The organism is Pseudomonas sp. p106, assembly GCF_003936645.1.
Lineage (GTDB): Bacteria > Pseudomonadota > Gammaproteobacteria > Pseudomonadales > Pseudomonadaceae > Aquipseudomonas > Aquipseudomonas putida_E.
This window is the reverse complement of the sequence record NZ_RHQR01000015.1, coordinates 25,405-51,382: the sequence shown is the minus strand read 5'-3', so window position 1 is coordinate 51,382 and position 25,978 is coordinate 25,405. Positions and strand designations below refer to the sequence as shown.

General features: G+C 61.9%; 21 protein-coding genes. 16 read left to right on the top strand and 5 right to left on the bottom strand.

Annotated features, from left to right (window positions below; all coding sequences use genetic code 11):
* Positions 1-2 precede the first annotated feature (2 nt).
* The gene (locus EGJ09_RS18325) at positions 3-3,020 is read left to right on the top strand and encodes an FAD-binding and (Fe-S)-binding domain-containing protein (RefSeq protein WP_119687583.1); all 3,018 of its coding nucleotides are present in this window, start codon (positions 3-5) and stop codon (positions 3,018-3,020) included.
* Positions 3,021-3,111: 91 nt separating this feature from the next.
* Here EGJ09_RS18325 and EGJ09_RS18320 read toward each other — a convergent pair whose 3' ends face one another.
* The 4 genes from EGJ09_RS18320 to phhA all read right to left on the bottom strand — a co-directional run bounded on the left by EGJ09_RS18320 (position 3,112) and on the right by phhA (position 5,917).
* Complete coding sequence (locus EGJ09_RS18320) at positions 3,112-4,299, bottom strand: MFS transporter (RefSeq protein WP_125924516.1); 1,188 nt, start codon at positions 4,297-4,299, stop codon at positions 3,112-3,114.
* Between the two features lie 96 nt (positions 4,300-4,395).
* Entirely contained in the window at positions 4,396-4,521 is a 126-nt protein-coding gene (locus EGJ09_RS26800; protein WP_256345817.1) for a hypothetical protein, read from the bottom strand.
* 211 nt (positions 4,522-4,732) lie between these two features.
* On the bottom strand, positions 4,733-5,089 hold the full coding sequence (locus tag EGJ09_RS18315) for a 4a-hydroxytetrahydrobiopterin dehydratase (RefSeq protein WP_039604830.1): 357 nt from the start codon (positions 5,087-5,089) through the stop codon (positions 4,733-4,735).
* A gap of 39 nt (positions 5,090-5,128) precedes the next feature.
* Positions 5,129-5,917, bottom strand: a complete 789-nt coding sequence (gene phhA, locus EGJ09_RS18310) for a phenylalanine 4-monooxygenase (protein WP_012315607.1) — start codon at positions 5,915-5,917, stop codon at positions 5,129-5,131.
* 256 nt (positions 5,918-6,173) lie between these two features.
* Here phhA and EGJ09_RS18305 point away from each other — a divergent pair, with 256 nt between their 5' ends.
* A complete protein-coding gene (locus tag EGJ09_RS18305) occupies positions 6,174-7,733 on the top strand; it encodes a sigma-54-dependent phenylalanine hydroxylase transcriptional regulator PhhR (protein WP_046785398.1) in 1,560 nt (519 codons plus the stop codon).
* Positions 7,734-7,814: 81 nt separating this feature from the next.
* Here EGJ09_RS18305 and EGJ09_RS18300 read toward each other — a convergent pair whose 3' ends face one another.
* The gene (locus EGJ09_RS18300) at positions 7,815-8,069 is read right to left on the bottom strand and encodes a DUF2790 domain-containing protein (protein WP_012315605.1); all 255 of its coding nucleotides are present in this window, start codon (positions 8,067-8,069) and stop codon (positions 7,815-7,817) included.
* Between the two features lie 427 nt (positions 8,070-8,496).
* Here EGJ09_RS18300 and acs point away from each other — a divergent pair, with 427 nt between their 5' ends.
* From acs to alaS, 14 genes are all read left to right on the top strand, one after another.
* Positions 8,497-10,458, top strand: coding sequence for an acetate--CoA ligase (gene acs, locus EGJ09_RS18295; RefSeq protein ID WP_115275500.1), 1,962 nt, complete (start codon positions 8,497-8,499; stop codon positions 10,456-10,458).
* Between the two features lie 506 nt (positions 10,459-10,964).
* A complete protein-coding gene (locus tag EGJ09_RS18290; protein ID WP_115274155.1) occupies positions 10,965-11,750 on the top strand; it encodes an ABC transporter substrate-binding protein in 786 nt (261 codons plus the stop codon).
* 88 nt (positions 11,751-11,838) lie between these two features.
* Complete coding sequence (locus tag EGJ09_RS18285; RefSeq protein WP_012315602.1) at positions 11,839-12,528, top strand: ABC transporter permease; 690 nt, start codon at positions 11,839-11,841, stop codon at positions 12,526-12,528.
* Entirely contained in the window at positions 12,525-13,223 is a 699-nt protein-coding gene (locus EGJ09_RS18280; RefSeq protein WP_046785396.1) for an ABC transporter permease, read from the top strand. The genes EGJ09_RS18285 and EGJ09_RS18280 overlap by 4 nt, the downstream gene beginning before the upstream one ends.
* Before the next feature lie 22 nt (positions 13,224-13,245).
* On the top strand, positions 13,246-14,010 hold the full coding sequence (aotP, locus tag EGJ09_RS18275; RefSeq protein WP_012315600.1) for an arginine/ornithine transport ATP-binding protein AotP: 765 nt from the start codon (positions 13,246-13,248) through the stop codon (positions 14,008-14,010).
* Positions 14,011-14,110: 100 nt separating this feature from the next.
* Complete coding sequence (gene argR, locus EGJ09_RS18270; RefSeq protein ID WP_046785394.1) at positions 14,111-15,091, top strand: transcriptional regulator ArgR; 981 nt, start codon at positions 14,111-14,113, stop codon at positions 15,089-15,091.
* Between the two features lie 294 nt (positions 15,092-15,385).
* Complete coding sequence (locus tag EGJ09_RS18260; RefSeq protein ID WP_119687581.1) at positions 15,386-16,606, top strand: aspartate aminotransferase family protein; 1,221 nt, start codon at positions 15,386-15,388, stop codon at positions 16,604-16,606.
* A gap of 140 nt (positions 16,607-16,746) precedes the next feature.
* Positions 16,747-17,766, top strand: a complete 1,020-nt coding sequence (gene aruF, locus EGJ09_RS18255; protein ID WP_125924515.1) for an arginine/ornithine succinyltransferase subunit alpha — start codon at positions 16,747-16,749, stop codon at positions 17,764-17,766.
* Positions 17,767-17,820: 54 nt separating this feature from the next.
* Positions 17,821-18,849, top strand: coding sequence for an arginine N-succinyltransferase (astA, locus tag EGJ09_RS18250; protein WP_012315596.1), 1,029 nt, complete (start codon positions 17,821-17,823; stop codon positions 18,847-18,849).
* Positions 18,850-20,313: a succinylglutamate-semialdehyde dehydrogenase gene (astD, locus tag EGJ09_RS18245; protein WP_125924514.1), complete on the top strand. Its 1,464-nt coding sequence runs from the start codon at positions 18,850-18,852 to the stop codon at positions 20,311-20,313. It abuts the gene before it with no gap.
* A gap of 23 nt (positions 20,314-20,336) precedes the next feature.
* Entirely contained in the window at positions 20,337-21,686 is a 1,350-nt protein-coding gene (gene astB, locus EGJ09_RS18240; RefSeq protein WP_125924513.1) for an N-succinylarginine dihydrolase, read from the top strand.
* Between the two features lie 14 nt (positions 21,687-21,700).
* Complete coding sequence (locus EGJ09_RS18235) at positions 21,701-21,991, top strand: hypothetical protein (protein WP_039602667.1); 291 nt, start codon at positions 21,701-21,703, stop codon at positions 21,989-21,991.
* 10 nt (positions 21,992-22,001) lie between these two features.
* Positions 22,002-23,009 (top strand): succinylglutamate desuccinylase, encoded by a 1,008-nt coding sequence (gene astE, locus EGJ09_RS18230; protein WP_046785389.1) that lies wholly within the window; start codon positions 22,002-22,004, stop codon positions 23,007-23,009.
* A 337-nt stretch (positions 23,010-23,346) separates the two neighbouring features.
* Entirely contained in the window at positions 23,347-25,971 is a 2,625-nt protein-coding gene (gene alaS, locus EGJ09_RS18225) for an alanine--tRNA ligase (RefSeq protein ID WP_147405221.1), read from the top strand.
* Positions 25,972-25,978 lie beyond the last annotated feature (7 nt).

Sequence of the window (25,978 nt, the reverse complement as noted above, 5' to 3'; positions counted from 1 at the left end):
CGATGATCGCCCAGCTGCCGACCACTGCGCCGACCGCCGCCTACCCAGAATTCCTCGAAGCCCTGCGCAGCAGCGGCTTCCGTGGCCAGATCAGCGCCGATTACGGTACCCGTACCGTGCTGGCTACCGACAACTCCATCTACCAGCGCCTGCCCCAGGCGGCGGTGTTCCCGCTGGACGCCGACGATGTGGCGCGGGTGGCCGCGCTGATGGGCGAAGAACGCTTCCAGCAGGTCAAACTGACCCCGCGCGGTGGCGGCACCGGCACCAATGGCCAATCGCTGACCGACGGTATCGTGGTCGACCTGTCGCGGCACATGAACACCATCCTCGAAATCAATGTCCAGGAGCGTTGGGTGCGGGTGCAGGCTGGCGTGGTCAAGGACCAGCTCAATGCCGCGCTCAAGCCGCACGGGCTGTTCTTTGCGCCTGAACTGTCCACCTCCAACCGCGCTACCGTTGGCGGCATGATCAACACCGACGCCAGCGGCCAGGGCAGTTGCACCTACGGCAAGACTCGCGATCACGTGCTGGAACTGCACAGCGTGCTGCTCGGTGGCGAGCGCCTGCACAGCTTGCCGATCGACGACGCTGCACTGGAGCAGGCTTGTGCTGCGCCCGGTCGGGTGGGTGAGGTCTATCGGACTGCCCGCGAAATTCAGGAAACCCAGGCCGAGCTGATCGAAACCACCTTCCCCAAGCTCAACCGCTGCCTGACCGGCTACGACCTGGCGCACCTGCGCGACGAACAGGGCCGCTTCAACCTCAACAGTGTGCTGTGTGGCGCCGAGGGTTCGTTGGGTTACGTGGTCGAAGCCAAGCTCAACGTGCTGCCGATTCCCAAGTATGCGGTGCTGGTCAACGTCCGCTACACCAGCTTCATGGACGCGCTGCGCGATGCCAATGCGCTGATGGCGCACAAGCCGCTGTCGATCGAGACGGTGGACTCCAAGGTGCTGATGCTGGCGATGAAAGACATCGTCTGGCACAGCGTTGCCGAGTACTTCCCGGCCGACCCGGAGCGCCCCACCTTGGGTATCAACCTGGTGGAGTTCTGTGGCGATGAGCCGGCCGAGGTCAATGCTCGGGTTGAAGCCTTCATCGACCACCTGCAGCGCGACACCAGTGTCGAGCGCCTGGGCCACACCTTGGCCGAAGGGGCCGAGGCCGTGACTCGGGTCTACACCATGCGCAAGCGTTCGGTGGGCCTGTTGGGCAACGTCGAGGGCGAGGTGCGCCCGCAACCTTTCGTTGAAGATACCGCAGTGCCGCCGGAGCAACTGGCCGACTACATTGCCGATTTCCGCGCGCTGCTGGACGGCTATGGCCTGGCCTACGGCATGTTTGGCCACGTCGACGCCGGCGTGCTGCACGTACGCCCGGCACTGGACATGAAAGACCCCGCCCAGGCGGCACTGGTCAAGCCGATTTCCGACGCCGTGGCGGCGTTGACCAAACGCTACGGCGGGCTGCTGTGGGGCGAGCATGGCAAAGGGCTGCGTTCGGAATATGTGCCGGAGTACTTCGGTGAGCTGTATCCGGCGTTGCAGCGCCTCAAAGGTGCCTTCGACCCGCGCAACCAGCTCAACCCCGGCAAGATCTGCACCCCGCCAGGCAGCGCCGAAGGGCTGACCAGGGTCGATGGCGTAACCTTGCGTGGCGACCTCGACCGTACCATCGACGAGCGTGTATGGCAGGACTTCGGCAGTGCCGTGCACTGCAACGGCAATGGTGCTTGCTACAACTATGACCCCAATGACGCCATGTGCCCCTCGTGGAAGGCTACCCGTGAGCGCCAGCATTCGCCCAAGGGGCGCGCCTCGTTGATGCGCGAATGGCTGCGCCTGCAGGGTGAGGCGAACATCGATGTGCTGGCTGCGGCGCGCAACAAGGTGTCCTGGCTCAAGGGGCTGCCGGCACGGCTGCGCAACAACCGTGCACGCAACCAGGGCCAGGAAGACTTTTCCCATGAGGTCTACGACGCCATGGCCGGCTGCCTTGCGTGCAAGTCATGTGCAGGCCAGTGCCCGATCAAGGTCAATGTGCCGGACTTCCGCTCGCGTTTCCTCGAGCTGTACCACGGTCGCTACCAGCGCCCGCTGCGTGATTACCTGATCGGTTCGCTGGAATTCAGCATCCCCTACCTGGCCCATGCACCGGGGCTGTACAACGCGGTGATGGGGTCGAAGTGGGTCAGCAGTTTGTTGGCGGACAAGGTCGGCATGGTCGACAGCCCGCTGATCAGCCGCTTCAACTTCCAGTCCACCCTCACGCGCTGCCGGGTTGGCGTGGCCAGTGTGCCGGCGCTGCGTGAACTGACCCCGGCCCAGCGCGAGCGCAGCATCGTGCTGGTGCAGGATGCCTTCACCCGTTACTTCGAGACACCACTGCTGGCCGCCTTCATCGAGCTGGCCCATCGCCTGGGCCACCGCGTGTTCCTGGCGCCTTACAGTGCCAATGGCAAGCCGCTGCACGTGCAGGGCTTTTTGGGGGCTTTTGCCAAGGCGGCAATCCGTAATGCCACCCAGCTCAAGGCCCTGGCCGACTGTGGTGTACCGCTGGTGGGCCTTGACCCTGCCATGACCCTGGTCTACCGCCAGGAGTACCAGAAGGTGCCGGGCCTGGAGGGCTGCCCGAAGGTGTTGCTGCCCCAGGAATGGCTGATGGATGTGCTGCCCGAGCAGGCGCACGCCGCGCCCGGCAACTTCCGCCTGATGGCGCACTGCACCGAGAAGACCAACGTGCCGGCCAGTACCCGCCAATGGGAGCAGGTGTTCGCGCGCCTGGGCCTGAAGTTGGTGACCGAGGCCACGGGGTGCTGCGGCATGTCCGGTACCTACGGGCATGAGGCACGTAACCAGGAGACGTCGCGGACCATCTTCGAACAGTCCTGGGCGACCAAGCTGGACAAGGAGGGCGAGGCCCTGGCAACCGGCTATTCGTGCCGTAGCCAGGTCAAGCGCATGACCGAGCGGCAGATGCGCCATCCGCTGGAAGTGGTGTTGCAGTACGCCCGCTGAAACAAGACCGCTCCTGCAGAGGTACGCGGTTACCCGTAGGAGCGGCCTCGTGTCGCGAAAGGGGTGCGTAGCGCCCCCCCCCCACATGCGCTCAAATATGCCTGAAACGCCGCGCCTGACGGTACAGATACAGGCTCAACACCAGCCCGCAGCACGCCGCCGCTGCCGCAAACAGAAACATCGAAGCAAACCCGAACCCCGACGCCACCGCGCCCACCAGTGGCCCGGTAATGCCCAGTGACAGGTCGATGAACAGCGAGTATGCCCCCACCGCCGCCCCGCGGTTGGCTGCCGAAACCTGATTCACCGCTTCCACGCCCAGCGCCGGGAACACCAGCGAGAAGCCGAAGCCACTGAGCGCCGCTCCGGCCAAGGCGAGTTCTGCGCTGGGTGCCAGCCACAGCATCAGCAGGCCCAGTGTCTCGACCGACAAGCACACGATCGCCACCCTGAACCCGCCAATCCTGTTGATGAGGTTGCCGAACAGCAGCCGCGCACAGATGAAGCTGGCACCGAACAGGCTCAGGGTCAGTGCTGCATTCGCCCAGCCACGGCTGGCGTAGTACAGGGTAATGAAGGTGGCGATGGTGCCAAAGCCGATCGAGCCCAACGCCAGGCCCGAACCATGCGGGAACACTTTGCCCAGCACCCGCAGAAACGGCATACGCACGCCGCTGACAATCGGCGCAGCGCGTTTTGGCCATGCCAGCAGCAGGCCTGTCGCGCATAGCACGATGATGCTCACCCCCATGCTCCACAGCCCCAGGTGCTTTACCATCAGCACGCCCAGTGGGGCACCGATGGCCAGCGCACCATAGCTGGCGATCCCGTTCCAGGAGATGACTTTAGCGGTGTTTTCAGCGCCGACCCGGCCAATCCCCCAGCCGATCGAACCCGAGCCCACAAGGCTTTCTGCGCTGCCCAGTACCAGGCGGCCGACCAGCAGGCAGGCCAGGCTCAGCCAAGGCAGGTGGGTGAGGAAGGCGCAGGCGAGCATGAAAACACCACTCAGGCCGCAACCGGCGAGGCCATACATGACGGCCTTCTTGCTGCCCAGGTTGTCGATGATGCGGCTGGCTGTGGGGCGGCTGAGCAGGGTGGCGAGGTATTGCACACTGATCACCAGGCCGGCGACGACGGTGCTGAAGCCCAGGTCGTTGTGCACGTAGCCAGGCAGCACGGCGAGGGGGATGCCGATGTTCAGGTAGCCGATGAAGGTGAACAGGACGATGGAGACGACTTGCAGGGTGACCGCAAGGGGGCGCGGTGAATCGGGCATGGGGGCCTACGTGGCAGAAGTTCTGGACGGTGTGAAAACGTGATGACAGCGGTAGTCCGAAAGTCAGCCGTTTTCACACAGTCGGGGGATGCGCGGTTATTCCTGGTCAGCGCTGGATTGATCGTCGCCATCCTCGACGGCAGGCGCCGGTTCGGAGTGAGCGGCAACGGTTTGCTCTTCGGGGTTCAGGCTTGGGAAGGGAAGATTCGGGATTTCGTGCATCTCGTCGTTCCTCGCAAGTGTGAGTCAAAAGGCTGCGCCAGGCGCGTTTGGAGCTTCGCAAAGCTGAGGCAGGATACACAAGTCTGGATGACAGTTTGTAATTTTTCCCGGTCGCTTGTCGGTTTTGCGGGCGGATACCGGACATTTTCCTGACACAACAAGGCCGCTGTGCGCCCCGCGAACAGGGCGCGCAGCGGCCTTTTGCAACGTGTTACTTGCGCCCTTCAGCGGTATCGGCAACCTTGTCGGTCCGTGCGCACATGATGAAGTCGTTGCGGTGCAGGCCCTTGATGGAGTGGCTCCACCAAGTCACGGTGACCTTGCCCCATTCGGTCAGCAGGCCTGGGTGATGGCCTTCGGCTTCAGCGATTTCGCCAACTGCGTTGGTGAATGCCAGGGCATGCTTGAAGTTCTTGAACAGGAACACGCGCTCCAGCTCCATATGGCCGTCACGTACTTCGATGTTCCAGTCCGGTATCTCGCGGATGAGTTCGGCCAGTTCCTCGTCGGTGACTTTCGGCGCATCGGCGCGGCAGGCTTCGCAGTGGGCTTGGTTCAAGGCATTCATGAGGTGTTTTCCGATTCGAGTTGTTGTCGGCAAGGTCGCTCAGGCGGCGACCTTGGGTGGAAACTTCGGCGCATGCAGCCCCAGCTGCATGGCTTGCTGGACCATGCCCATGATGTCTTCGTGGGCCAGGTCGAACAGGCGCTTGAGGTTCGGTAGCACGAAATACAGGGGCTGCAGGATGTCGATACGGTAGGGGGTGCGCATGGCCTCGATCGGGTCGAAGGCCTGGTGCTCCGGCTCACCGGACAGACTGTAGACGGTTTCCTTGGGCGAAGAGAGGATGCCGCCGCCATAGATCTTGCAGCCTTGTGCGGTCTCCATCAGGCCGAACTCAATGGTCATCCAGTACAGGCGCGCCAGGTACACGCGCTGTTCCTTGGTCGCGGCCAGGCCCAGCTTGCCATAGGTGTGGGTGAACTCGGCGAACCAGGGGTTGGTCAGCAGCGGGCAGTGGCCGAAGATCTCGTGGAAGATGTCCGGTTCCTGCAGGTAATCCAGCTCTTGTGGGGTGCGGATGAACGTGGCGACCGGGAAGCGTTTGCTGGCTAGCAGCTCGAAGAAGGTCTGGAAGGGGATCAGTGCCGGCACACGGGCAACCTGCCAACCGGTGGTGGCGCCCAGCACTTTGTTGATCTCGCCCAGTTGCGGAATGCGGTCATGGGGCAGCTTGAGCTGATCGATGCCATCCAGGTACTCCTGGCATGCCCGGCCTTCGATGACTTTCAGCTGGCGGGTGATCAGCGTGTTCCATACCGCATGCTCTTGCTGCGGGTAGTCGATGAAGCCTTGCGCATCGGGCTCGCGCGCCACGTATTGCGTCTGTTTCATGTGGCTCTCCTGGTGAGGGCTTTTATTGTTATGTCCACGACATACCTAAGAAATATCCCTTCATCTGCCCGATTGCACGCGGTGTCAGAACGCCTGAACTGCAGTTTCAAGGTGTTTTTCGTAACGATAATTTTACAAACATGGCGGCATCGCGGAAAATTCGGTGTATCGAGCTGGCCATTGCTGTGTTTTTGTCAGCTTTTCTTTACGAATATTATGCGGCCGGTTTAAAAACCTCGCCGCTTCGAGAGCTTTCATGCGAATCAAAGTGCATTGCCAGAACCGCATCGGCATCCTTCGCGACATCCTCAACCTGTTGGTGGAGTACGGTATCAACGTGCTCCGTGGTGAGGTCGGTGGCGACCATGGCAATGCCATCTACCTGCATTGCCCGAACCTGATAAACCTGCAGTTCCAGGCTCTACGCCCGAAATTCGAGTCCATCGCCGGGGTCTTCGGGGTCAAGCGTGTCGGCCTGATGCCCAGCGAGCGACGGCACATGGAGCTCAACGCGCTGCTGGGGGCGCTGGATTTCCCGGTGCTGTCGGTCGACATGGGCGGCAGTATCGTCGCCGCCAACCGCACCGCCGCGCAGTTGCTGGGCGTGAGGGTCGACGAGGTGCCAGGCATCCCATTGGCGCGCTATGTCGAGGACTTCGACCTGCCGGAACTGGTGCGGGCCAACAAATCGCGAATCAATGGCCTGCGGGTCAAGGTCAAAGGTGACATTTTTCTGGCCGACATCGCACCTTTGCAGTCCGAGCATGACGACAGCGAGGCATTGGCTGGCGCGGTGTTGACCCTGCACCGTGCCGACCGCATCGGCGAGCGCATCTATAACGTGCGCAAGCAGGAGCTGCGCGGTTTCGACAGCATCTTCCAAAGCTCGCGTGTGATGGCGGCGGTGGTGCGTGAGGCGCGGCGCATGGCGCCGCTGGATGCACCGTTGCTGATCGAAGGCGAGACAGGTACCGGCAAGGAGCTGCTGGCGCGTGCCTGCCACCTGGCCAGCCCGCGGGGGCAGGCGCCTTTGATGGCCCTCAATTGTGCCGGCCTGCCAGAGTCCATGGCGGAAACCGAGCTGTTCGGTTATGGCCCCGGTGCGTTCGAGGGCGCGCGCGCCGAAGGCAAACTGGGCCTGCTGGAGTTGACCGCTGGTGGGACACTGTTCCTCGATGGGGTGGGGGAGATGAGCCCTCGCCTGCAGGTGAAGCTGCTGCGCTTTCTGCAGGACGGCTGCTTCCGTCGTGTAGGCAGTGATGAGGAGGTGTACCTGGATGTACGGGTGATCTGCGCAACCCAGGTGGACCTTTCCGAATTGTGCGCTCGGGGCGAATTCCGCCAGGACCTGTACCATCGCCTCAATGTGTTGTCGTTGCACATACCGCCGTTGCGCGAGTGCATGGACGGCCTGGAGGGGTTGGTGCAGCACTTTCTCGATCAGGCCAGCCGGCAGATTGGTTGTGCCCTGCCGCGCCTGGCGCCTGCGGCGATGGACAAACTGGCGCACTACCATTGGCCGGGCAATGTCCGGCAACTGGAAAACGTATTGTTCCAGGCGGTATCGCTGTGCGAAGGCGGAATAGTGAAAGGCGAGCATATCCGCCTGCCGGATTACGGCGTGCGGCAACCCTTGGGTGAATTTACCCTTGAAGGTGATCTTTCGCAGATTGTCGGGCGCTTTGAAAAGGCTGTACTGGAAAGTCTGATCGGGGAATATCCAAGTAGCCGGGCGCTGGGCAAGCGACTGGGTGTTTCACATACAACCATTGCCAACAAGTTGCGGGATTATTCGTTGGGCAAGTCGAATGAATGACGGAGTGACGGGTGGATTAAACTCAACACTGTTCATCGTGGCATTGTTGACGAATGGGCCCCGCAGGGCCCAAATCATTCATCAGCCGTTGGAGCAGCCGTTACCCATGACGCGGTATTCGAGAATGTGCTTCTGACCCTTGGAATCCTCGTAGGTCATGCGGGCCGGCACGACTTCGCACACGTTTGGCACTTCGCTCATGGAGATGACGCGGGCGATATCCAGGTGCTGCGAATAACTGTACTGTTCAACCGGAATCTGCTCGGCATCCTTTGCTTCATCGGCCATTGCCGCACTGCAAAGACTACCAAGTACCAATACCAGTAACGCTTTCATTTTCTATTTACCTGTCTAAGGTCGTGAGGGGGCGCGCGGCGCTTGTGGCACCGCGAATACAGCCAAGTTTTCAACTATCGGATTAGAGCGCGATTAACGAGTTGCCTTCGTGGGGGCTGTGACTGTTACCAGTTGTTAATCGCCTTTGCCGTTGCTGGCGTAGTGAATCTTATGCTTCGGTAATTAAGGGAAACAGTGGGCGTTTTGATAAAGTTTTTTCGCCTTTTGACAGAAACTGTAACAATCCCCCGGGAAAATCTTTTGCTTTCCCCTCTCGCCGGGTTGCCAGCTGCGGCCTAGAGCCTTTCCGGCCGTCCACAAGGTGCGCAACCTGTCGCGTTACTACCATCGTCGTATGGCTTTTGCCGCTCTGGTACAGTTACAAACGGTTCCATACAAAAACAACTATTACACCGAGGTAACACAGATGAGTGCGGCTCCACTGTATCCCGTTCGTCCCGAGGTTGCGGCCACTACCCTGACCGACGAGGCCACCTACAAGGCCATGTACCAGCAATCGGTGATCAACCCGGACGGCTTCTGGCGTGAGCAGGCCCAGCGCATTGACTGGATCAAGCCTTTCACCAAGGTCAAGCAGACTTCCTTCGACGATCACCATGTCGATATCAAGTGGTTTGCCGACGGCACTCTCAACGTCTCCTCCAACTGCCTGGACCGCCACCTCGAAGAGCGCGGCGACCAACTGGCAATCATCTGGGAAGGTGACGACCCTTCCGAACACCGCAACATTACCTATCGCGAACTGCACGAGCAGGTCTGCAAATTCGCCAACGCCCTGCGCGGGCAGGACGTGCACCGTGGGGATGTAGTGACCATCTACATGCCGATGATCCCTGAGGCCGTGGTTGCCATGCTGGCCTGTGCCCGCATCGGTGCGATTCACTCGGTGGTGTTTGGCGGCTTCTCGCCCGAAGCGCTGGCCGGGCGCATCATCGATTGCAAGTCCAAGGTGGTGATTACCGCCGACGAAGGTTTGCGCGGTGGCCGCCGTACTCCGCTCAAGGCCAACGTGGACCTGGCGCTGACCAACCCTGAAACCAGCAGCGTGCAAAAAATCATCGTATGCAAGCGCACCGGTGGTGACATTGCCTGGCACCAGCACCGAGACATCTGGTACGAAGACCTGATGAAGGTAGCTTCCAGCCATTGTGCGCCAAAGGAAATGGGTGCCGAGGAGGCGTTGTTCATTCTTTATACCTCCGGCTCCACCGGCAAGCCCAAGGGCGTGCTGCACACCACCGGTGGTTACCTGGTGTACGCCGCGCTGACCCACGAACGCGTATTCGACTACCGCCCCGGCGAGGTCTACTGGTGCACCGCTGACGTCGGTTGGGTCACCGGCCACAGCTACATCGTCTACGGGCCGCTGGCCAACGGTGCGACCACGCTACTGTTCGAGGGCGTACCTAACTACCCGGACATTACCCGGGTGTCGAAGATCGTCGACAAGCACAAGGTCAACATCCTCTACACCGCACCTACAGCGATTCGCGCCATGATGGCCGAAGGGCAGGCGGCCGTTGAGGGTGCCGACGGCTCGAGCCTGCGCCTGCTGGGTTCGGTCGGTGAGCCGATCAACCCTGAGGCCTGGAACTGGTACTACAAGACCGTCGGCAAGGAGCGTTGCCCGATCGTCGACACCTGGTGGCAGACCGAGACCGGCGGCATCCTGATCAGCCCGCTGCCGGGCGCCACGGGCCTCAAGCCGGGTTCTGCGACCCGTCCGTTCTTTGGTGTGGTGCCGGCGCTGGTGGACAACCTGGGCAACCTGATCGATGGTGCCGCCGAGGGCAACCTGGTGATCCTCGATTCCTGGCCGGGCCAGTCCCGCTCGCTGTATGGCGATCATGACCGCTTCGTCGATACCTACTTCAAGACGTTCCGCGGCATGTACTTCACCGGTGACGGCGCGCGCCGTGACGAGGATGGCTACTACTGGATCACGGGCCGGGTGGATGACGTGCTCAACGTTTCCGGCCACCGTATGGGTACCGCAGAGATCGAAAGCGCCATGGTCGCCCATGCCAAAGTGGCCGAGGCTGCGGTGGTGGGGGTGCCGCACGATATCAAAGGGCAGGGCATCTATGTGTACGTGACCCTCAATGCCGGCGTGGAGCCCACCGAGCAGTTGCGCATGGAGCTGAAGAACTGGGTGCGCAAGGAGATCGGCCCGATTGCCTCGCCGGATGTTATCCAGTGGGCACCAGGGCTGCCGAAGACGCGCTCGGGCAAGATCATGCGACGTATCCTTCGCAAGATCGCCACGGCGGAATACGGCTCGCTAGGTGATATCTCCACCCTGGCCGACCCGGGCGTGGTGCAGCATTTGATTGATACCCACAAGGCAATGAACCTGGCGTCGGCCTGATGAAATGAGCGGGACTGCAGGGCAGTCCTGCTTCAAACGAAAACCCCGCACGGGCAACCGGCGGGGTTTTTGCTTTACTGTTACCCGACATTCATCGGTAACTCTTCTGTCACCGATTACGCACAGCTGCGGGGCGAGCGGGAACACTCATGACCCGTTTCGGTGCGTTCGCGGCGCCATTTCTTGCAGTGCAGCACGCTACACTTGCCGTCGTACAAGGCTTTGCCAATAATAGGCCCAGTAATTGCTAGTTCTATAGGTTATTTTCCTTGCGCTCTTGCATATCTTGCAAAGGCTGTCAACCTCGCCCGCTGCCGTTTCAAGCGCTTCTGTAAGTAGTTGTCGCTTTGAAGAAATATCGACTACCGGGCTGTCGTTAAAATGCCACTCACTCGCTCGTGGTCTGCGACCTTGGTCGAACCCTGCGCGGCTCGCGTTGTACCCATTCGCATATCGGGCAGTTGTTACTCCTGCCTTGTAATGCCCCGTACCGATGGAGTTACCTGATGAAGAAGCTCGCACTGCTTGGCGCCCTGGCGCTTTCCGTGTTTTCCCTGGTGTCGCAGGCTGATGAAAAACCGTTGAAAATCGGTATCGAAGCGGCCTACCCACCCTTCGCCTTCAAGCAGCCCGACGGCAGCATCGCCGGTTTCGACTACGACATCGGCAACGCCCTGTGTGAAGAGATGAAAGCCAAGTGCACCTGGGTCGAGCAGGAGTTCGACGGCCTGATCCCGGCGCTGAAGGTGCGCAAGATCGACGCCATCCTGTCGTCCATGTCGATTACCGATGACCGCAAGAAATCGGTCGATTTCACCAAGCGCTACTACCTGACCCCAGCGCGCCTGGTGATGAAGGACGGCGCTACCGTCAGCGACAGCCTGGATGAACTCAAAGGCAAGAAGATCGGCGTGCAGCGCGGCTCGATCCACGACCGCTTCGCCAAGGAAGTGCTGGGCGCCAAAGGTGCCACCGTGGTTCCGTACGGCACCCAGAACGAAATCTACCTCGACGTGGCCGCTGGCCGCCTCGACGGCACCGTGGCTGATGCCACCCTGCTGGAAGACGGTTTCCTGAAAACCGACGCCGGCAAGGGCTTTGCCTTCGTTGGTCCTTCGTTCACCGACGCGAAATACTTCGGTGACGGCATCGGCATCGCCGTGCGCAAAGGTGACGATGCCAACCGCGAGCGTATCAACAAGGCCATCGACGCGATCCGTGCAAACGGCAAGTACAAGCAGATCCAGGACAAGTACTTCAACTTTGACATCTACGGTCCAGACTCGAAGTAACACGTCGAGTTTCACCTGTGCAATGGTGCAAACAGCAGAGGCTCTGAGGTTTGCACCATTTTTCATTCTTTAGGTCGAGGACCTCATCATGTTGAAAGGCTACGGGGCAGTCATCCTCGACGGGGCGTGGCTGACGCTGCAGCTCGCCCTGTCGTCGATGGCCCTGGCCATTGTGCTCGGCCTGATTGGCGTGGCGCTGCGCTTGTCGCCGGTGCGCTGGCTGGCCTGGTTGGGCGATATGTATTCCACGGTGATCCGGGGTATTCCGGACCTGGTGCTGATCCTGCTGATCTTCTACGGCGGGCAGGACATCATCAACCGTTTGGGGCCGCTGGTGGGCTATGACGACTACATCGACCTGAACCCGCTGGTCGCAGGCATCGGTACCCTGGGCTTCATCTTTGGCGCCTACCTGTCAGAAACCTTCCGAGGTGCGTTCCTGGGTATTCCCAAGGGCCAAGCCGAAGCCGGCGCGGCCTATGGCATGAGCAACCGGCAGGTATTCTTCCGCATTCAGGTGCCGCAGATGATCCGCCTGGCGATCCCGGGCTTCACCAACAACTGGTTGGTACTGACCAAGGCGACGGCACTGATTTCGGTGGTCGGCCTGCAGGACATGATGTTCAAGGCCAAGCAGGCGGCAGACGCCACCCGCGAACCCTTCACCTTCTTCCTGGCGGTGGCGGCGTTGTACCTGGTGCTTACCAGTGTCTCGCTGCTGGCACTGAAGTATCTCGAGAAGCGCTACTCGGTGGGCGTCAAGGTGGCTGAGCTATGATTTTCGATTACAACGTCATCTGGGAGGCCATGCCGCTGTACCTTGGCGGCCTGCTGACCACCCTCAAGCTGCTGGCGATATCGCTGGTCTTCGGCCTGCTGGCGGCTGTACCGCTGGGCTTGATGCGGGTGTCCAAGCAGCCGGTGGTCAACCTCACGGCCTGGCTCTACACCTATGTGATCCGCGGCACGCCGATGCTGGTGCAGCTGTTCCTGATCTACTACGGCCTGGCTCAGTTCGAGGCGGTGCGGGAAAGCATCTTCTGGCCATTGCTATCGAGCGCCACGTTTTGTGCGTGCCTGGCATTTGCCGTCAACACCAGTGCCTACACCGCCGAAATCATCGCCGGCAGCCTCAAGGCCACCCCGCACGGCGAGATCGAGGCGGCCAAGGCCATGGGTATGTCCCGCATGAAGATGTACCGTCGCATCCTGCTGCCGTCGGCCCTGCGCCGGGCGTTGCCGCAGTACAGCAACGAAGTGATCATGATGCTGCAGACCACCAGCCTGGCGTCGATCGTGACCCTGATCGACATCACCGGTGCCGCACGTACGGTCAATGCCCAGTACTACCTGCCTTTCGAGGCCTACATCACGGCGGGCGTGTTCTATCTGTGCCTGACCTTCATCCTGGTGCGCCTGTTCAAGATGGCCGAACGCCGCTGGCTCGGCTACCTGGCGCCGCGCAAGCACTGAACGCTCTGTGAGAACCGACAGCATGTACAAACTAGAAGTCCAAGACCTGCACAAGCGCTACGGCAGCCATGAAGTGCTCAAGGGTGTGTCCCTGGCGGCCAAGGCAGGCGATGTGATCAGCATTATCGGCTCCAGCGGTTCGGGCAAGTCGACCTTCCTGCGCTGCATCAACCTGCTCGAGCAGCCGCACGCCGGCAAGATACTGCTCAACAACGAAGAGCTGAAGCTGGTCGCCGGCAAGGACGGCGCGCTCAAGGCTGCCGACCCGCGCCAGTTGCAGCGCATGCGCTCGCGGCTGTCGATGGTGTTCCAGCACTTCAACCTGTGGTCGCACATGACCGCGCTGGAAAACGTCATCGAGGCGCCGGTGCACGTGCTTGGCGTAAACAAGAAAGAAGCCCTGGAAAAAGCCGAGCACTACCTGGCCAAGGTGGGCGTCGCCCATCGCAAGGATGCCTTCCCGGGGCATATGTCCGGCGGTGAGCAGCAGCGAGTGGCGATTGCCCGAGCGTTGGCCATGGAGCCTGAAGTGATGCTGTTCGACGAGCCGACTTCGGCGCTCGACCCCGAACTGGTCGGCGATGTGCTAAAGGTCATGCAGGCCCTGGCCCAGGAAGGCCGGACCATGGTGGTGGTGACCCACGAGATGGGCTTTGCCCGCGAGGTGTCCAACCAGTTGGTGTTCCTGCACAAAGGCCTGGTCGAAGAGACCGGCTGCCCGCGCGAAGTGCTGGCTAACCCGCAATCGGAGCGGCTCAAGCAGTTTCTCTCTGGCAGCCTGAAGTAAAGGCTGCACCTTCGCACCAGAATAGGGCATGCTGCGCAGCAGTGCGCAGTCTGCCCTGGCGCCACAGACTCGAACGACTTCAGGTTTCGGACCTTACCCTATGACCACCCAGCGAATCGGTTTTCTCATCTGGCCAAGCACCAAGCCCTTGACGTTGGCGCTGGCGGAGGAAGTATTGCTGGTGGCCCAGCGGGTACATCCTGACGTGGTTTACGAGCTGGCCTTTCTGCAGGCCGAGCCTGCGCAGGAAGGTGCCTGGCGCCTGCCGGGCGAGCCCTGGAACGGGCGCCTGGAGGGTTGTCACAAACTGTTCCTGCTCGCTGACGAGTTGCCCCAGGCGCTGGGGCCGGCGCTGTCCTCGGCACTCAAGCAATTGGCCCGTAGCGGCTGCATTATTGGCGGGCTGTCTGCGGGGGTGTATCCGTTGGCCATGCTCGGCCTGCTCGATGGTTACCGCGCAGCGGTGCATTGGCGCTGGCAAGACGATTTTGCCGAGCGCTTCCCCAAGGTCATCGCCACCAGCCATCTGTTCGATTGGGACCGTGATCGCCTGACCGCTTGCGGCGGTATGGCGGTAACCGACTTGCTGCTGGCATTGCTGGCGCGTGATCACGGGGCTGAGCTGGCTGGTGCGGTTTCCGAGGAGCTGGTGGTCGAGCGCATCCGTGAGGGGGGGGAGCGCCAGCGCATTCCGCTGCAGAACCGCCTCGGCTCCAGCCATCCGAAGCTGACCCAGGCGGTGCTGTTGATGGAAGCCAACATCGAAGAGCCGCTGACCACCGACGAAATCGCTCAGCATGTATGCGTATCGCGCAGGCAACTGGAGCGCATCTTCAAGCAGTACCTCAATCGCGTGCCCAGCCAGTATTACCTGGAGTTGCGGCTGAACAAGGCGCGGCAGATGCTGATGCAGACCAGCAAATCGATCATCCAGATCGGCCTTTCCTGTGGTTTCTCCTCCGGCCCGCATTTCTCCAGCGCCTACCGCAATTTCTTTGGCGCCACGCCACGGGAAGACCGCAACCAGCGGCGTAACAGCAGCCCCTTCGAATTGAGTTCGGCGCCTGCCGAAAAGGGCTGAAAGCTTCCCTGCGCAATGCGCTTCCATCGCCGGCAGGCCGGCTCTCATACTGATCGGGTTGCCGCCGGTACAGCCGGCATGTCTTCTTATGTGAACACCCGTTCACCCAGTCCCGCTCTGCCGTTACACTGCGCGATTGCGACAGTGTTTGTCGCATTGCCGAAAGCCTGGGTAAAACTGGGTTTTGCGCTGTAACAAGTTGTCGCTTGGCCGCAAGGACAGGCGCAGATCAGTCCTTACAATCCCCCCATCGCTCGCCACTTCCAGGCCAGCGTTCCTCTTCAGGAGACTCAGATGTCCGTTGAGCAAGCCCCGGTGCAACGTGCCGATTTCGACCAGGTCATGGTCCCCAACTATTCTCCGGCGGCCTTCATTCCTGTGCGAGGCGAGGGTTCCCGCGTATGGGACCAGTCGGGTCGCGAGCTCATCGACTTTGCCGGTGGCATTGCGGTAAACGCCCTGGGCCACTGCCACCCGGCACTGGTCAAGGCCCTGACCGACCAGGCCAATACCCTCTGGCACGTTTCCAACGTCTTCACCAACGAACCGGCACTGCGCCTGGCACATAAACTGGTCGATGCCACCTTTGCCGACCGTGCTTTTTTCTGCAACTCCGGCGCTGAGTCCAACGAGGCCGCCTTCAAGCTGGCCCGTCGTGTGGCCCATGACCGCTTCGGTCCCGACAAGCACGAAATCATCTCCGCCGTGAACAGCTTCCACGGTCGCACCCTGTTCACCGTCAGTGTCGGCGGCCAGCCGAAGTACTCGGACGGTTTCGGCCCGAAGATCACCGGCATCAGCCATGTGCCCTACAACGACCTGGAAGCGCTGAAGGCACAGATTTCCGACAAGACCTGCGCCGTGGTGATCGAGCCGATCCAGGGCGAGAGCGGTGTGGTCCCGGCCGACAAGGCGTACCTGGAAGGCGCCCGCAAGCTGTGTGACGAACACAACGCCCTGCTGATCTTCGATGAAGTGCAGACCGGTGTGGGTCGTACCGGCTCGCTGTACGCCTATCAGCACTACGGCGTGACGCCGGACATCCTGACCAGCGCCAAGAGCCTGGGTGGTGGTTTCCCGATCGGCGCCATGCTCACCACCAGTGAGCTTGCCAAGCATCTGGCGGTCGGCACCCACGGCACTACCTATGGCGGTAACCCGTTGGGTTGTGCCGTTGCCTGCGCGGTGCTGGATGTGATCAACACCCCAGAAACCCTGGCCGGTATCAAAGCCAAGCACGAGCGCTTCAAGGTGCGTCTGGAGAAGATCGGCCAGCAGGCCGGCCTGTTCTCTCAGGTGCGTGGTGTCGGCCTGTTGATCGGCTGCGTGCTGACCGAAGCCTGGCAGGGCAAGGCCAAGGACATCCTCAATGCCGCCGAGAAGGAAGGCGTGATGGTACTGCAGGCCGGCCCGGACGTGGTGCGCTTCGCGCCGAGCCTGGTGATCGAAGATGCTGATATCGATGAAGGCCTGGACCGCTTCGAGCGGGCTGTGGCCAAACTGACCCAGGCCTGATTCGCCGGCGGTCCCTTCGCCGGCCCCGAGCGGGCCGGCGATAGCAGAATTCCAGTGCGGGCGCGTGCTTGCAGACTCAACACGCGCCCGCCGTTTTTCCGTGCCGCGAAAGCGGCCAGTTTTTCCAAAGGAGTGACACCATGCTGGTGATGCGCCCCGCGCAAATGGCTGATCTTAACGAAGTGCAGCGCATGGCTGCCGACAGCCCCGTTGGTGTCACTTCGCTGCCGGACGACGCTGCCCGTCTGGGCGACAAGATCGCCGCCTCGGAAACGTCGTTCGCTGCCGAAGTCAGTTTCAATGGCGAAGAAAGCTACTTCTTCGTGCTCGAGGACAGTGTCACCGGCAAGCTGGCCGGTTGCTCGGCAATCGTCGCCTCGGCAGGCTACTCCGAGCCGTTCTACAGCTTTCGCAACGAAACCTTCGTGCACGCCTCCCGCGAACTGAAGATCCACAACAAGATCCACGTCCTGTCGCTGTGCCATGACCTCACCGGCAACAGCCTGCTGACCAGCTTCTATGTACTGCCTGAACTGGTGAACAGTGGCTGGGCCGAGCTGAATTCGCGTGGCCGCTTGCTGTTCATGGCCTCGCACCCGGAGCGCTTTGCCGACTCGGTGGTCACCGAAATCGTCGGTTACAGCGACGAGCAAGGCGAGTCGCCGTTCTGGGATGCCATCGGGCGCAACTTCTTCGACCTCAACTATGCCCACGCCGAGCGCCTGTGCGGCCTGAAGAGCCGTACCTTCCTCGCCGAACTGATGCCGCACTACCCGATCTATGTGCCCCTGCTGCCGGACGCTGCCCAGGAAGCCATGGGCCAGGTGCATCCGCGCGCGCAGATCACTTTCGACATCCTCATGCGTGAGGGCTTCGAGACCGAGCACTATATCGACATCTTCGATGGCGGCCCGACCTTGCATGCGCGTGCCTCGGGCATCCGCTCGATCGCCCAGAGCAGGGTGGTGCCGGTCAAGCTCGAGGAACTGCCGGCCAAGGGCGGGCGCCCGTACCTGGTGTGCAACGGCCAACTGCAGGATTACCGCGCGGTGCTGGTCGAACTGGACTGGGTGCCGGGCAAGCCGGTCAGCCTCAGTGTAGAGGCTGCCGAGGCGCTGGGTGTGGGCGAGGGCGCCAGCGTGCGCCTGGTCGCGGTCTGAGGTCTGGGAACAGAGAGTTTTGCGGTAGCTACAGTTGCCGCACAAGGAGATAGCATGATCGTTCGTCCTGTACGCAGCAGCGATTTACCTGCGCTGATCGAATTGGCACGCAGCACCGGTACCACCGGGCTGACCACCTTGCCGGCCAACGAGGAGCGCCTCGGGCATCGTGTCGGCTGGGCCGAGAAGAGCTTCCGTGGTGAAGCCGAGCGCGGTGACACCGACTACCTGTTCGTGCTGGAGAACGACGAAGGCCTGGTGGTCGGCATCAGTGCCATCGCCGGGGCCGTCGGCCTGCGCGAGCCCTGGTACAACTACCGGGTGGGCCTGACCGTCAGCGCCTCGCAGGAGCTGAACATCTATCGCGAAATCCCCACCCTGTTCCTGGCCAACGACCTGACCGGCAACTCCGAACTGTGCTCGTTGTTCCTGCGTAGCGACCACCGCTCCGGGCTCAATGGCCGCTTGCTGTCGCGGGCGCGCATGCTGTTCATCGCCGAGTTCCCCGAGTTGTTCGGCAACAAGATCATCGCCGAAATGCGTGGCATGTCTGACGAGCAGGGCCGTTCGCCCTTCTGGGAGAGCCTTGGGCGGCACTTTTTCAAGATGGAGTTCAGCCAGGCCGACTACCTCACTGGTGTGGGCAACAAGTCGTTCATTGCCGAGCTGATGCCCAAGTTCCCGTTGTACACCTGCTTCCTGTCGGAGGCTGCGCGCAGCGTCATCGGCCGTGTGCACACCGACACCGAGCCTGCCCTGGCCATGCTCAAGCAGGAAGGCTTCAGCTACCAGGGGTATGTCGACATCTTCGACGCAGGCCCGGCCATCGAGTGCGAAACCTCGAAGATCCGTGCCGTACGCGAGAGCCAGACCCTGGTGCTGGCCGTCGGTACGCCTGGCGATGACGCAACCCCTTACATCATCCATAACCGCAAGCGCGATGACTGCCGTATCACTGCCGCGCCCGCACGTCTGGCTGCGGGCACCCTGGTGGTCGACCCGCAAACCGCCAAGCGCCTGCGCATGGGCGCTGGCGACAACGTTCGCGCCGTGCCGCTGTCGGCAAGCCGGGAGGCCCAGTAAATGACCACGCATTACATCGCCGGCAGCTGGCAGGCCGGCCAGGGTGAAGCCCTGCAGTCGCTCAACCCGGTCACGCAAGCCGTTGTCTGGCAAGGGCAGGGCGCCGATGCCGGCCAGGTCGACGCTGCCGTGCAGGCCGCGCGTCAGGCTTTTCCGGCCTGGGCGCAACTGAGCCTGGAGGCGCGCATCGACGTGCTGGAAAAGTTCGCCGAGCAGCTCAAGCAGCATTCCGAGGCACTGGCCTACTGCATCGGCGAGGAAACCGGCAAGCCGCTGTGGGAGTCGGCTACCGAAGTCACCAGCATGGTCAACAAAGTCGCGATCTCGATACAGAGCTACCGCGAGCGCACGGGTGAGAAAAGCGGCCCGCTGGCCGATGCTACCGCCGTACTGCGGCACAAGCCCCACGGAGTGGTGGCGGTGTTCGGCCCCTACAATTTCCCCGGCCACTTGCCCAATGGCCACATTGTCCCGGCGCTGCTGGCCGGTAACTGTGTGGTGTTCAAGCCCAGCGAGCTGACCCCCAAGGTCGCCGAACTGACAGTCAATTGCTGGATCGCCGCGGGCCTGCCTGCCGGCGTGCTCAACCTGGTGCAGGGCGCACGTGAAACGGGCGTGGCGCTGGCTGCCAACCCAGGTATCGATGGCTTGTTCTTCACTGGCTCCAGCCGTACCGGCAACCTGCTTCACCAGCAGTTCGCCGGCCGTCCGGACAAGATCCTCGCCCTGGAAATGGGCGGCAACAACCCGTTGGTGGTGGATGAGGTCAAGGACCTCGACGCGGCGGTATACACGATCATCCAGTCGGCGTTCATCTCCGCAGGGCAGCGCTGCACCTGTGCTCGCCGCCTGCTGGTACCGCAGGGCGCCTGGGGCGATGCGCTGGTCACGCGGTTGGTCGAGGTGTGCAAAGGCATCACGGTCGGCGCTTTTGATCAGCAGCCGGCACCCTTCATGGGTTCGGTGATTTCGCTGCAGGCTGCGCGGGCGCTGGTCGCGGCGCAGGCTGAGCTGCTCGCCAAGGGCGCTACCCAGTTGCTGGAGATGACCCAGCCCCATGCCGATGCCGCACTGCTGACCCCGGGCATCATCGATGTCACCGCCGTGGCCGACCGGCCCGACGAAGAGTTTTTCGGCCCGCTGCTGCAGGTGATTCGTTACACCGACTTCGATGCCGCCATCGACGAGGCCAACAACACCCAGTACGGCCTGGCAGCCGGGCTGTTGTCAGACTCCCGTGCCCGCTACCAGTACTTCTGGCTGCGTAGCCGCGCCGGCATCGTCAACTGGAACAAGCAACTGACCGGTGCCGCCAGCAGCGCGCCGTTCGGGGGGGTAGGCGCCAGTGGCAACCATCGCGCCAGCGCCTATTACGCCGCCGATTACTGCGCTTACCCCGTGGCTTCGCTGGAGACTGCCAGCCTTGCCCTGCCGGCGACCCTGACGCCGGGCGTCACCCTATAACAACAGGTCACGGAGCCTAGCCGATGAAATCCTATGAAGTGAATTTTGATGGCCTGGTGGGGCCTACCCACAATTACGGCGGCCTGTCCTACGGTAACGTGGCCTCGCAGAGCAACAGCCAGCAGGCCTCGAACCCGCGTGAAGCGGCGCGCCAAGGCCTGGCAAAGATGAAAGCGCTGGCCGACATGGGCTTCAAGCAGGGTGTGCTGGCGCCGCAGGAGCGCCCCGACGTAGCGGCGTTACGCCGCCTGGGCTTCAGCGGCAGCGATGCCGAAGTCATCCAGCGCGCGGCCAAAGAGGCCATGCCGCTGCTGGTCGCCAGTTGTTCGGCATCGAGCATGTGGGTGGCCAACGCGGCCACCGTCAGCCCCAGCGCCGACACCGCTGATGGCCGCGTGCATTTCACCGCGGCCAACCTCAACTGCAAGTACCACCGCAGCATCGAGCATCCGACCACCAGCCGTGTGCTGGCCGCCATGTTCAGCAATGAGCAGCACTTTGCCCATCACCCGGCGCTGCCTGCCGTGGCGCAGTTCGGCGATGAGGGCGCGGCCAACCATACGCGCTTCTGCCGCAGCTACGGCGAGCCGGGCGTTGAGTTTTTCGTCTACGGTCGCAGCGCGTTCGACAGCCGCTATCCCGCGCCGCAGAAGTATCCGGCGCGCCAGACCCTGGAAGCTTCACAGGCCGTAGCACGGCTTCACGGTCTGAGCGAGGACGGTGTGGTCTACGCTCAACAGAATCCGTCAGTGATCGATCAGGGTGTATTCCACAACGATGTGATTTCGGTGGGCAATGGCGAGGTGCTGTTCTACCACGAAGATGCTTTCCTCGAGACTGACGCGGTGCTTGGCCAGCTGCAGGCTAAACTGGCCAGCAAGGGTGGCAACTTCCAGGCCATCCGTGTGCCACGGGCAGCGGTGGCGGTAGAGGATGCGGTGCGTTCCTACCTGTTCAACAGCCAGCTGCTCAGCCGCGACGACGGCTCGATGCTGCTGGTGGTGCCAGAGGAGTGCCGCAACAATGAGCGCGTCTGGGCGTACCTGCAGCAACTGACCAGCCAGGGTGGCGCGGTGAAGGAGGTCAAGGTGTTCGACCTCAAGCAAAGCATGCAGAACGGCGGCGGCCCGGCATGCCTGCGCTTGCGCGTGGCTTTGAAGGAATCGGAACTGGCGGCGGTCAATCCAGGCGTTATCATGACCGCCCCGCTGTACGACACACTGTTGCAGTGGGTCGACAAGCACTACCGCGACCGCCTGGGCGAAGCGGACCTTGCCGACCCGCAGTTGCTGGTCGAATGCCGTACGGCGCTGGATGAGTTGACCCAGATTCTGAAGTTGGGCTCGGTCTATCCGTTCCAACGCCAACCTTGAAGAGAGATTTTGTAATGACCGACGCCCTGCGCCTGATCCTTGAAGATGTAGACGGCACCCAGCTGGAAACCTCCTGCACCCGCTTTGCCGTTGTCTGGCAGGGCAAGGAAGTGTGGATTCAGCAAGACGGCCGTGGCCAATTGCTGATCGGTGTCGACGTCGATGAGAACGACACCGAGTACGCCAACCTGCTGCTGCGCCCGATGGCTACCAACCTGGTCAGCCTGCAGCTGGAGATGGAACCGGCAGAAGTCGGTGAAGACGATGACCATGTCCATGGCCCCGACTGCGGCCACGACCACTAAGGAAGCGCCTATGCTCGCCCTTGGCAAATTGCTTGAGCTGACCCTGACCGATCATGAGCCGGCCGAGAAGACCCAAGTCACACCCAAGGGCGTGCGTTTACGCTGGCTGGGGGAGGGCGCACTTGAGGTGCGTCCGCCCGAAGGCGACGATTGCGGGTTGGACCTGCTGCTGTCGGCCGGTATCCATGGCAATGAAACGGCGCCGATCGAATTGCTCGAACGGCTGCTGCATGGCGTGGCCAATGGCAAGATCAAGCCGCGTTCGCGTGTGATGTTCCTGTTCGGCAACCCTGCGGCCATCCGCAAGGGCGAGCGCTTCATCGAGCAGGACATCAACCGCCTGTTCAATGGTCGTCACGAGCTTTCCAGTGGTTTCGAGGCATTGCGTGCCGCGGAACTTGAGCAGTTCGCCCGGGTGTTCTTCAGCAAGCCCGAGCGTACCCGCCTGCATTACGACCTGCATACCGCCATTCGTGGCTCCAAGATCGAGCAGTTTGCCCTTTACCCCTACAAAGAGGGGCGCAAGCATTCTCGTCGCGAGCTGGCTCGCCTGGCTGCTGCCGGCATGGAGGCGGTGCTGCTGCAGAGCAAGTCATCGATCACCTTCAGTGCTTTCACCTATGAGCAGCTAGATGCTGAGGCGTTCACCCTGGAGCTGGGCAAGGCACGGCCGTTCGGGCAGAACGAGCAGGTCAACCTCGACAAGCTGGAGGAGCGCCTGATCCAGATCATCGAAGGCAATGAGCCTGAGGCCGAAGATTCGCTCGATGGTCTTAAACTGTTCAGTGTTGCACGCGAGATCATCAAGCACAGTGAGGGCTTCCGCCTGCACCTGCCGGTGGATATCGAGAACTTCTCCGAGCTGAGCAAAGGTTATCTGCTGGCCGAGGACCTGGCCGAAATGCGCTGGGTGGTGGAGGAGGAGGGGGCGCGGATCATCTTTCCCAATCCCAAGGTCAAGAACGGGCTGCGCGCCGGCATTCTCATCGTCCCGGACTCGGGGCAGCGCCTGGGCTGAGATTGCGCATTGCCTTGCAGGAGCGGCCTTTTGTCGCGCAAGGGCGCTTCTACAACGGCCAGTCGTCGCTGAATGCTGCCCATGAAAACCATTTAATTCACCGCCTGTTCCATTTTCCCTTCCCTTGAGCGGTAATTGGCTTGCCAGCGGCAAAAGCCTGCATTTAGCATCCGGTCATGTCATTTTCGTTTGCATGAGCCTTAAAAGCCGTCCAATCGACGCTTTGCATCGCATAAACACACTGCACCGAGATTGCAGGACCGATATAATGCGGCCCTTTGCCGTCGTTTCGTCGACGCGTTTGCCCCCAGGGGCCGCCGTTTCCGTGGAAGAACCTATGAAAAGCGCAGAAATCCGTGAAGCCTTCCTTCGCTTCTTCGAAGAGCAGGGCCATACCCGAGTCGCCTCCAGTTCGCTGATCCCGAACAACGACCCGACCCTGCTGTTCACCAACGCAGGCATGAACCAGTTCAAGGACTGCTTCCTCGGTGCCGAGAAGCGCGCCTACACCCGTGCGGTCAGCAGCCAGAAGTGCGTGCGTGCCGGCGGCAAGCATAACGACCTGGAAAACGTCGGTTACACCGCGCGTCACCATACCTTCTTCGAGATGCTGGGCAACTTCAGCTTCGGCGACTATTTCAAGCGCGATGCGATCACTTTCGCCTGGACCTTCCTGACTTCCGACAAGTGGCTGAACCTGCCCAAGGAAAAGCTCTGGGTCACCGTCTACGCCAGCGACGACGAAGCCTACGACATCTGGACCAAGGAAGTCGGCGTGCCGGCCGAGCGCATGGTGCGCATCGGTGACAACAAAGGCGCCCCTTACGCCTCCGACAACTTCTGGACCATGGGCGATACCGGCCCGTGCGGGCCTTGCACCGAGATCTTCTACGACCACGGTGCCGATATCTGGGGCGGCCCACCCGGTTCCCCGGAAGAAGACGGCGACCGCTACATCGAGATCTGGAACAACGTCTTCATGCAGTTCAACCGCACTGCCGATGGCGTGCTGCACCCGCTGCCAGCGCCGTCGGTGGATACCGGCATGGGCCTGGAGCGCATCAGTGCGGTCATGCAGCACGTGCACTCGAACTACGAGATCGACCTGTTCCAGAACCTGCTGAGCGCTGCGGCCAAGGCCATCGGCTGCAGCAACGACGGTCAGGCTTCGCTGAAAGTCGTGGCAGACCACATCCGCTCTTGCGGCTTCCTGATCGCAGACGGCGTGCTGCCGTCCAACGAAGGTCGTGGCTACGTGCTGCGCCGCATCATTCGTCGTGCCTGCCGTCACGGTAACAAGCTGGGCGCCAAGGGCAGCTTCTTCTACCAGATCGTCGCCGCCCTGGCTGCCGAGATGGGCGAGGCGTTCCCGGAGCTCAAGAGCCAGCAAGCGCACATCGAGCGCGTGCTCAAGGCCGAAGAAGAACAGTTCGCCAAGACCCTCGAGCAGGGCCTGCGCATCCTCGAGCAGGACCTGGCCCAGCTCAAGGGCGACGTAGTACCGGGTGACGTGGTGTTCAAGCTGTACGACACCTACGGCTTCCCGATGGACCTGACCGCCGACATCGCCCGAGAGCGCGAGCTGACCATCGATGAAGCGGGCTTCGAGCGTGAAATGGATGCCCAGCGTGAGCGCGCCCGTTCCGCCAGCGCCTTCGGCATGGATTACAACAGCCTGGTCAAGGTCGACACCGCTACCGATTTCGTCGGCTACAACGCCACCGAAGGTCAGGGCAAGGTCATTGCGCTGTACAAGGACGGCCAGTCGGTCGACCAGTTGGGCGAGGGCGAGCAGGGCGTCGTGGTGCTGGACCGCACCCCGTTCTATGCCGAGTCCGGTGGCCAGGTTGGTGACACCGGCTACCTGCAGTCGGGCGCCGTACGCTTTGACGTGCAAGACACCACCAAGACCGGCGGCGCTTTCCTGCACCATGGCGTGGTCGCCAGCGGCGCGCTGGTGATCGGTTCTCCGGTCCAAGCCAAGGTCGATGCCGAAGTGCAGCACGCCACCTCGCTGAATCACTCGGCCACTCACCTGCTGCACGAAGCGCTGCGTCAGGTGTTGGGCGAGCACGTGCAGCAGAAGGGCTCGCTGGTCGACAGCCAGCGTCTGCGTTTCGACTTCAGCCACTTCGAGGCGGTGACGCCTGCGCAGATCAAGGCTCTGGAAGACATCGTCAACCGTGAAGTGCGCAAGAACACCCCGGTGGAAACTGAAGTCACTGATATCGAAACCGCCAAGCGCAAAGGCGCGATGGCCCTGTTTGGCGAGAAATACGGCGATACCGTGCGCGTGCTGAGCATGGGTGGCGATTTCTCCGTCGAGCTGTGCGGCGGGATCCACGCCAAGCGCACCGGCGATATCAGCCTGTTCAAGATCATCAGCGAAGGTGGCGTGGCCTCTGGCGTGCGCCGTATCGAAGCGGTTACCGGCGCTGCCGCGCTGGCTTACCTGAACGCTGCCGAAGAGCAGGTCAAGGAAGCCGCGCAGTTGGTCAAGGGCAACCGTGACAACCTGATCGACAAGCTGTCGGCTGTGCTCGAGCGCAACCGTCAGCTGGAGAAGCAGCTGGAACAGCTGCAGGCCAAGGCCGCCAGCGCCGCAGGGGATGATCTCTCCAGTGCGGCTGTTGAGGTCAAGGGTGCCAAGGTCCTCGCCGCCCGCCTGGATGGGCAGGATGGCAAGGCCCTGCTGGCCCTGGTCGATCAGCTGAAGAACAAGCTCGGCCACGCAGTGATCCTGCTGGGCAGCGAGCATGAGGGCAAGGTCGTGCTGGTGGCCGGCGTGACCAAAGACCTCTCCAGCCAACTCAAGGCTGGTGACCTGATGAAACAAGCCGCTGCGGCAGTGGGTGGCAAGGGCGGTGGCCGTCCGGACATGGCTCAGGGCGGTGGCGTCGACGTCGCTGCGCTGGACCAGGCCCTGGCGCTGGCCGTGCCGTTCGCAGAGCAGGGACTTTGAGATGGAG

Excerpts from the sequence above, each read along its gene's own strand:
- EGJ09_RS18325 (WP_119687583.1), top strand. The coding sequence starts at position 3 with ATGATCGCCCAGCTGCCGACCACTGCGCCGACCGCCGCCTACCCAGAA.
- acs (WP_115275500.1), top strand. The coding sequence starts at position 8,497 with ATGAGTGCGGCTCCACTGTATCCCGTTCGTCCCGAGGTTGCGGCCACT.
- EGJ09_RS18320 (WP_125924516.1), bottom strand. The coding sequence starts at position 4,299 with ATGCCCGATTCACCGCGCCCCCTTGCGGTCACCCTGCAAGTCGTCTCC.
- EGJ09_RS18285 (WP_012315602.1), top strand. The coding sequence starts at position 11,839 with ATGTTGAAAGGCTACGGGGCAGTCATCCTCGACGGGGCGTGGCTGACG.
- EGJ09_RS26800 (WP_256345817.1), bottom strand. The coding sequence starts at position 4,521 with ATGCACGAAATCCCGAATCTTCCCTTCCCAAGCCTGAACCCCGAAGAG.
- astD (WP_125924514.1), top strand. The coding sequence starts at position 18,850 with ATGACCACGCATTACATCGCCGGCAGCTGGCAGGCCGGCCAGGGTGAA.
- EGJ09_RS18260 (WP_119687581.1), top strand. The coding sequence starts at position 15,386 with ATGTCCGTTGAGCAAGCCCCGGTGCAACGTGCCGATTTCGACCAGGTC.
- alaS (WP_147405221.1), top strand. The coding sequence starts at position 23,347 with ATGAAAAGCGCAGAAATCCGTGAAGCCTTCCTTCGCTTCTTCGAAGAG.
- EGJ09_RS18290 (WP_115274155.1), top strand. The coding sequence starts at position 10,965 with ATGAAGAAGCTCGCACTGCTTGGCGCCCTGGCGCTTTCCGTGTTTTCC.
- argR (WP_046785394.1), top strand. The coding sequence starts at position 14,111 with ATGACCACCCAGCGAATCGGTTTTCTCATCTGGCCAAGCACCAAGCCC.
- astB (WP_125924513.1), top strand. The coding sequence starts at position 20,337 with ATGAAATCCTATGAAGTGAATTTTGATGGCCTGGTGGGGCCTACCCAC.
- EGJ09_RS18280 (WP_046785396.1), top strand. The coding sequence starts at position 12,525 with ATGATTTTCGATTACAACGTCATCTGGGAGGCCATGCCGCTGTACCTT.
- aotP (WP_012315600.1), top strand. The coding sequence starts at position 13,246 with ATGTACAAACTAGAAGTCCAAGACCTGCACAAGCGCTACGGCAGCCAT.
- EGJ09_RS18305 (WP_046785398.1), top strand. The coding sequence starts at position 6,174 with ATGCGAATCAAAGTGCATTGCCAGAACCGCATCGGCATCCTTCGCGAC.
- astA (WP_012315596.1), top strand. The coding sequence starts at position 17,821 with ATGATCGTTCGTCCTGTACGCAGCAGCGATTTACCTGCGCTGATCGAA.
- EGJ09_RS18235 (WP_039602667.1), top strand. The coding sequence starts at position 21,701 with ATGACCGACGCCCTGCGCCTGATCCTTGAAGATGTAGACGGCACCCAG.
- aruF (WP_125924515.1), top strand. The coding sequence starts at position 16,747 with ATGCTGGTGATGCGCCCCGCGCAAATGGCTGATCTTAACGAAGTGCAG.
- EGJ09_RS18300 (WP_012315605.1), bottom strand. The coding sequence starts at position 8,069 with ATGAAAGCGTTACTGGTATTGGTACTTGGTAGTCTTTGCAGTGCGGCA.
- astE (WP_046785389.1), top strand. The coding sequence starts at position 22,002 with ATGCTCGCCCTTGGCAAATTGCTTGAGCTGACCCTGACCGATCATGAG.
- phhA (WP_012315607.1), bottom strand. The coding sequence starts at position 5,917 with ATGAAACAGACGCAATACGTGGCGCGCGAGCCCGATGCGCAAGGCTTC.
- EGJ09_RS18315 (WP_039604830.1), bottom strand. The coding sequence starts at position 5,089 with ATGAATGCCTTGAACCAAGCCCACTGCGAAGCCTGCCGCGCCGATGCG.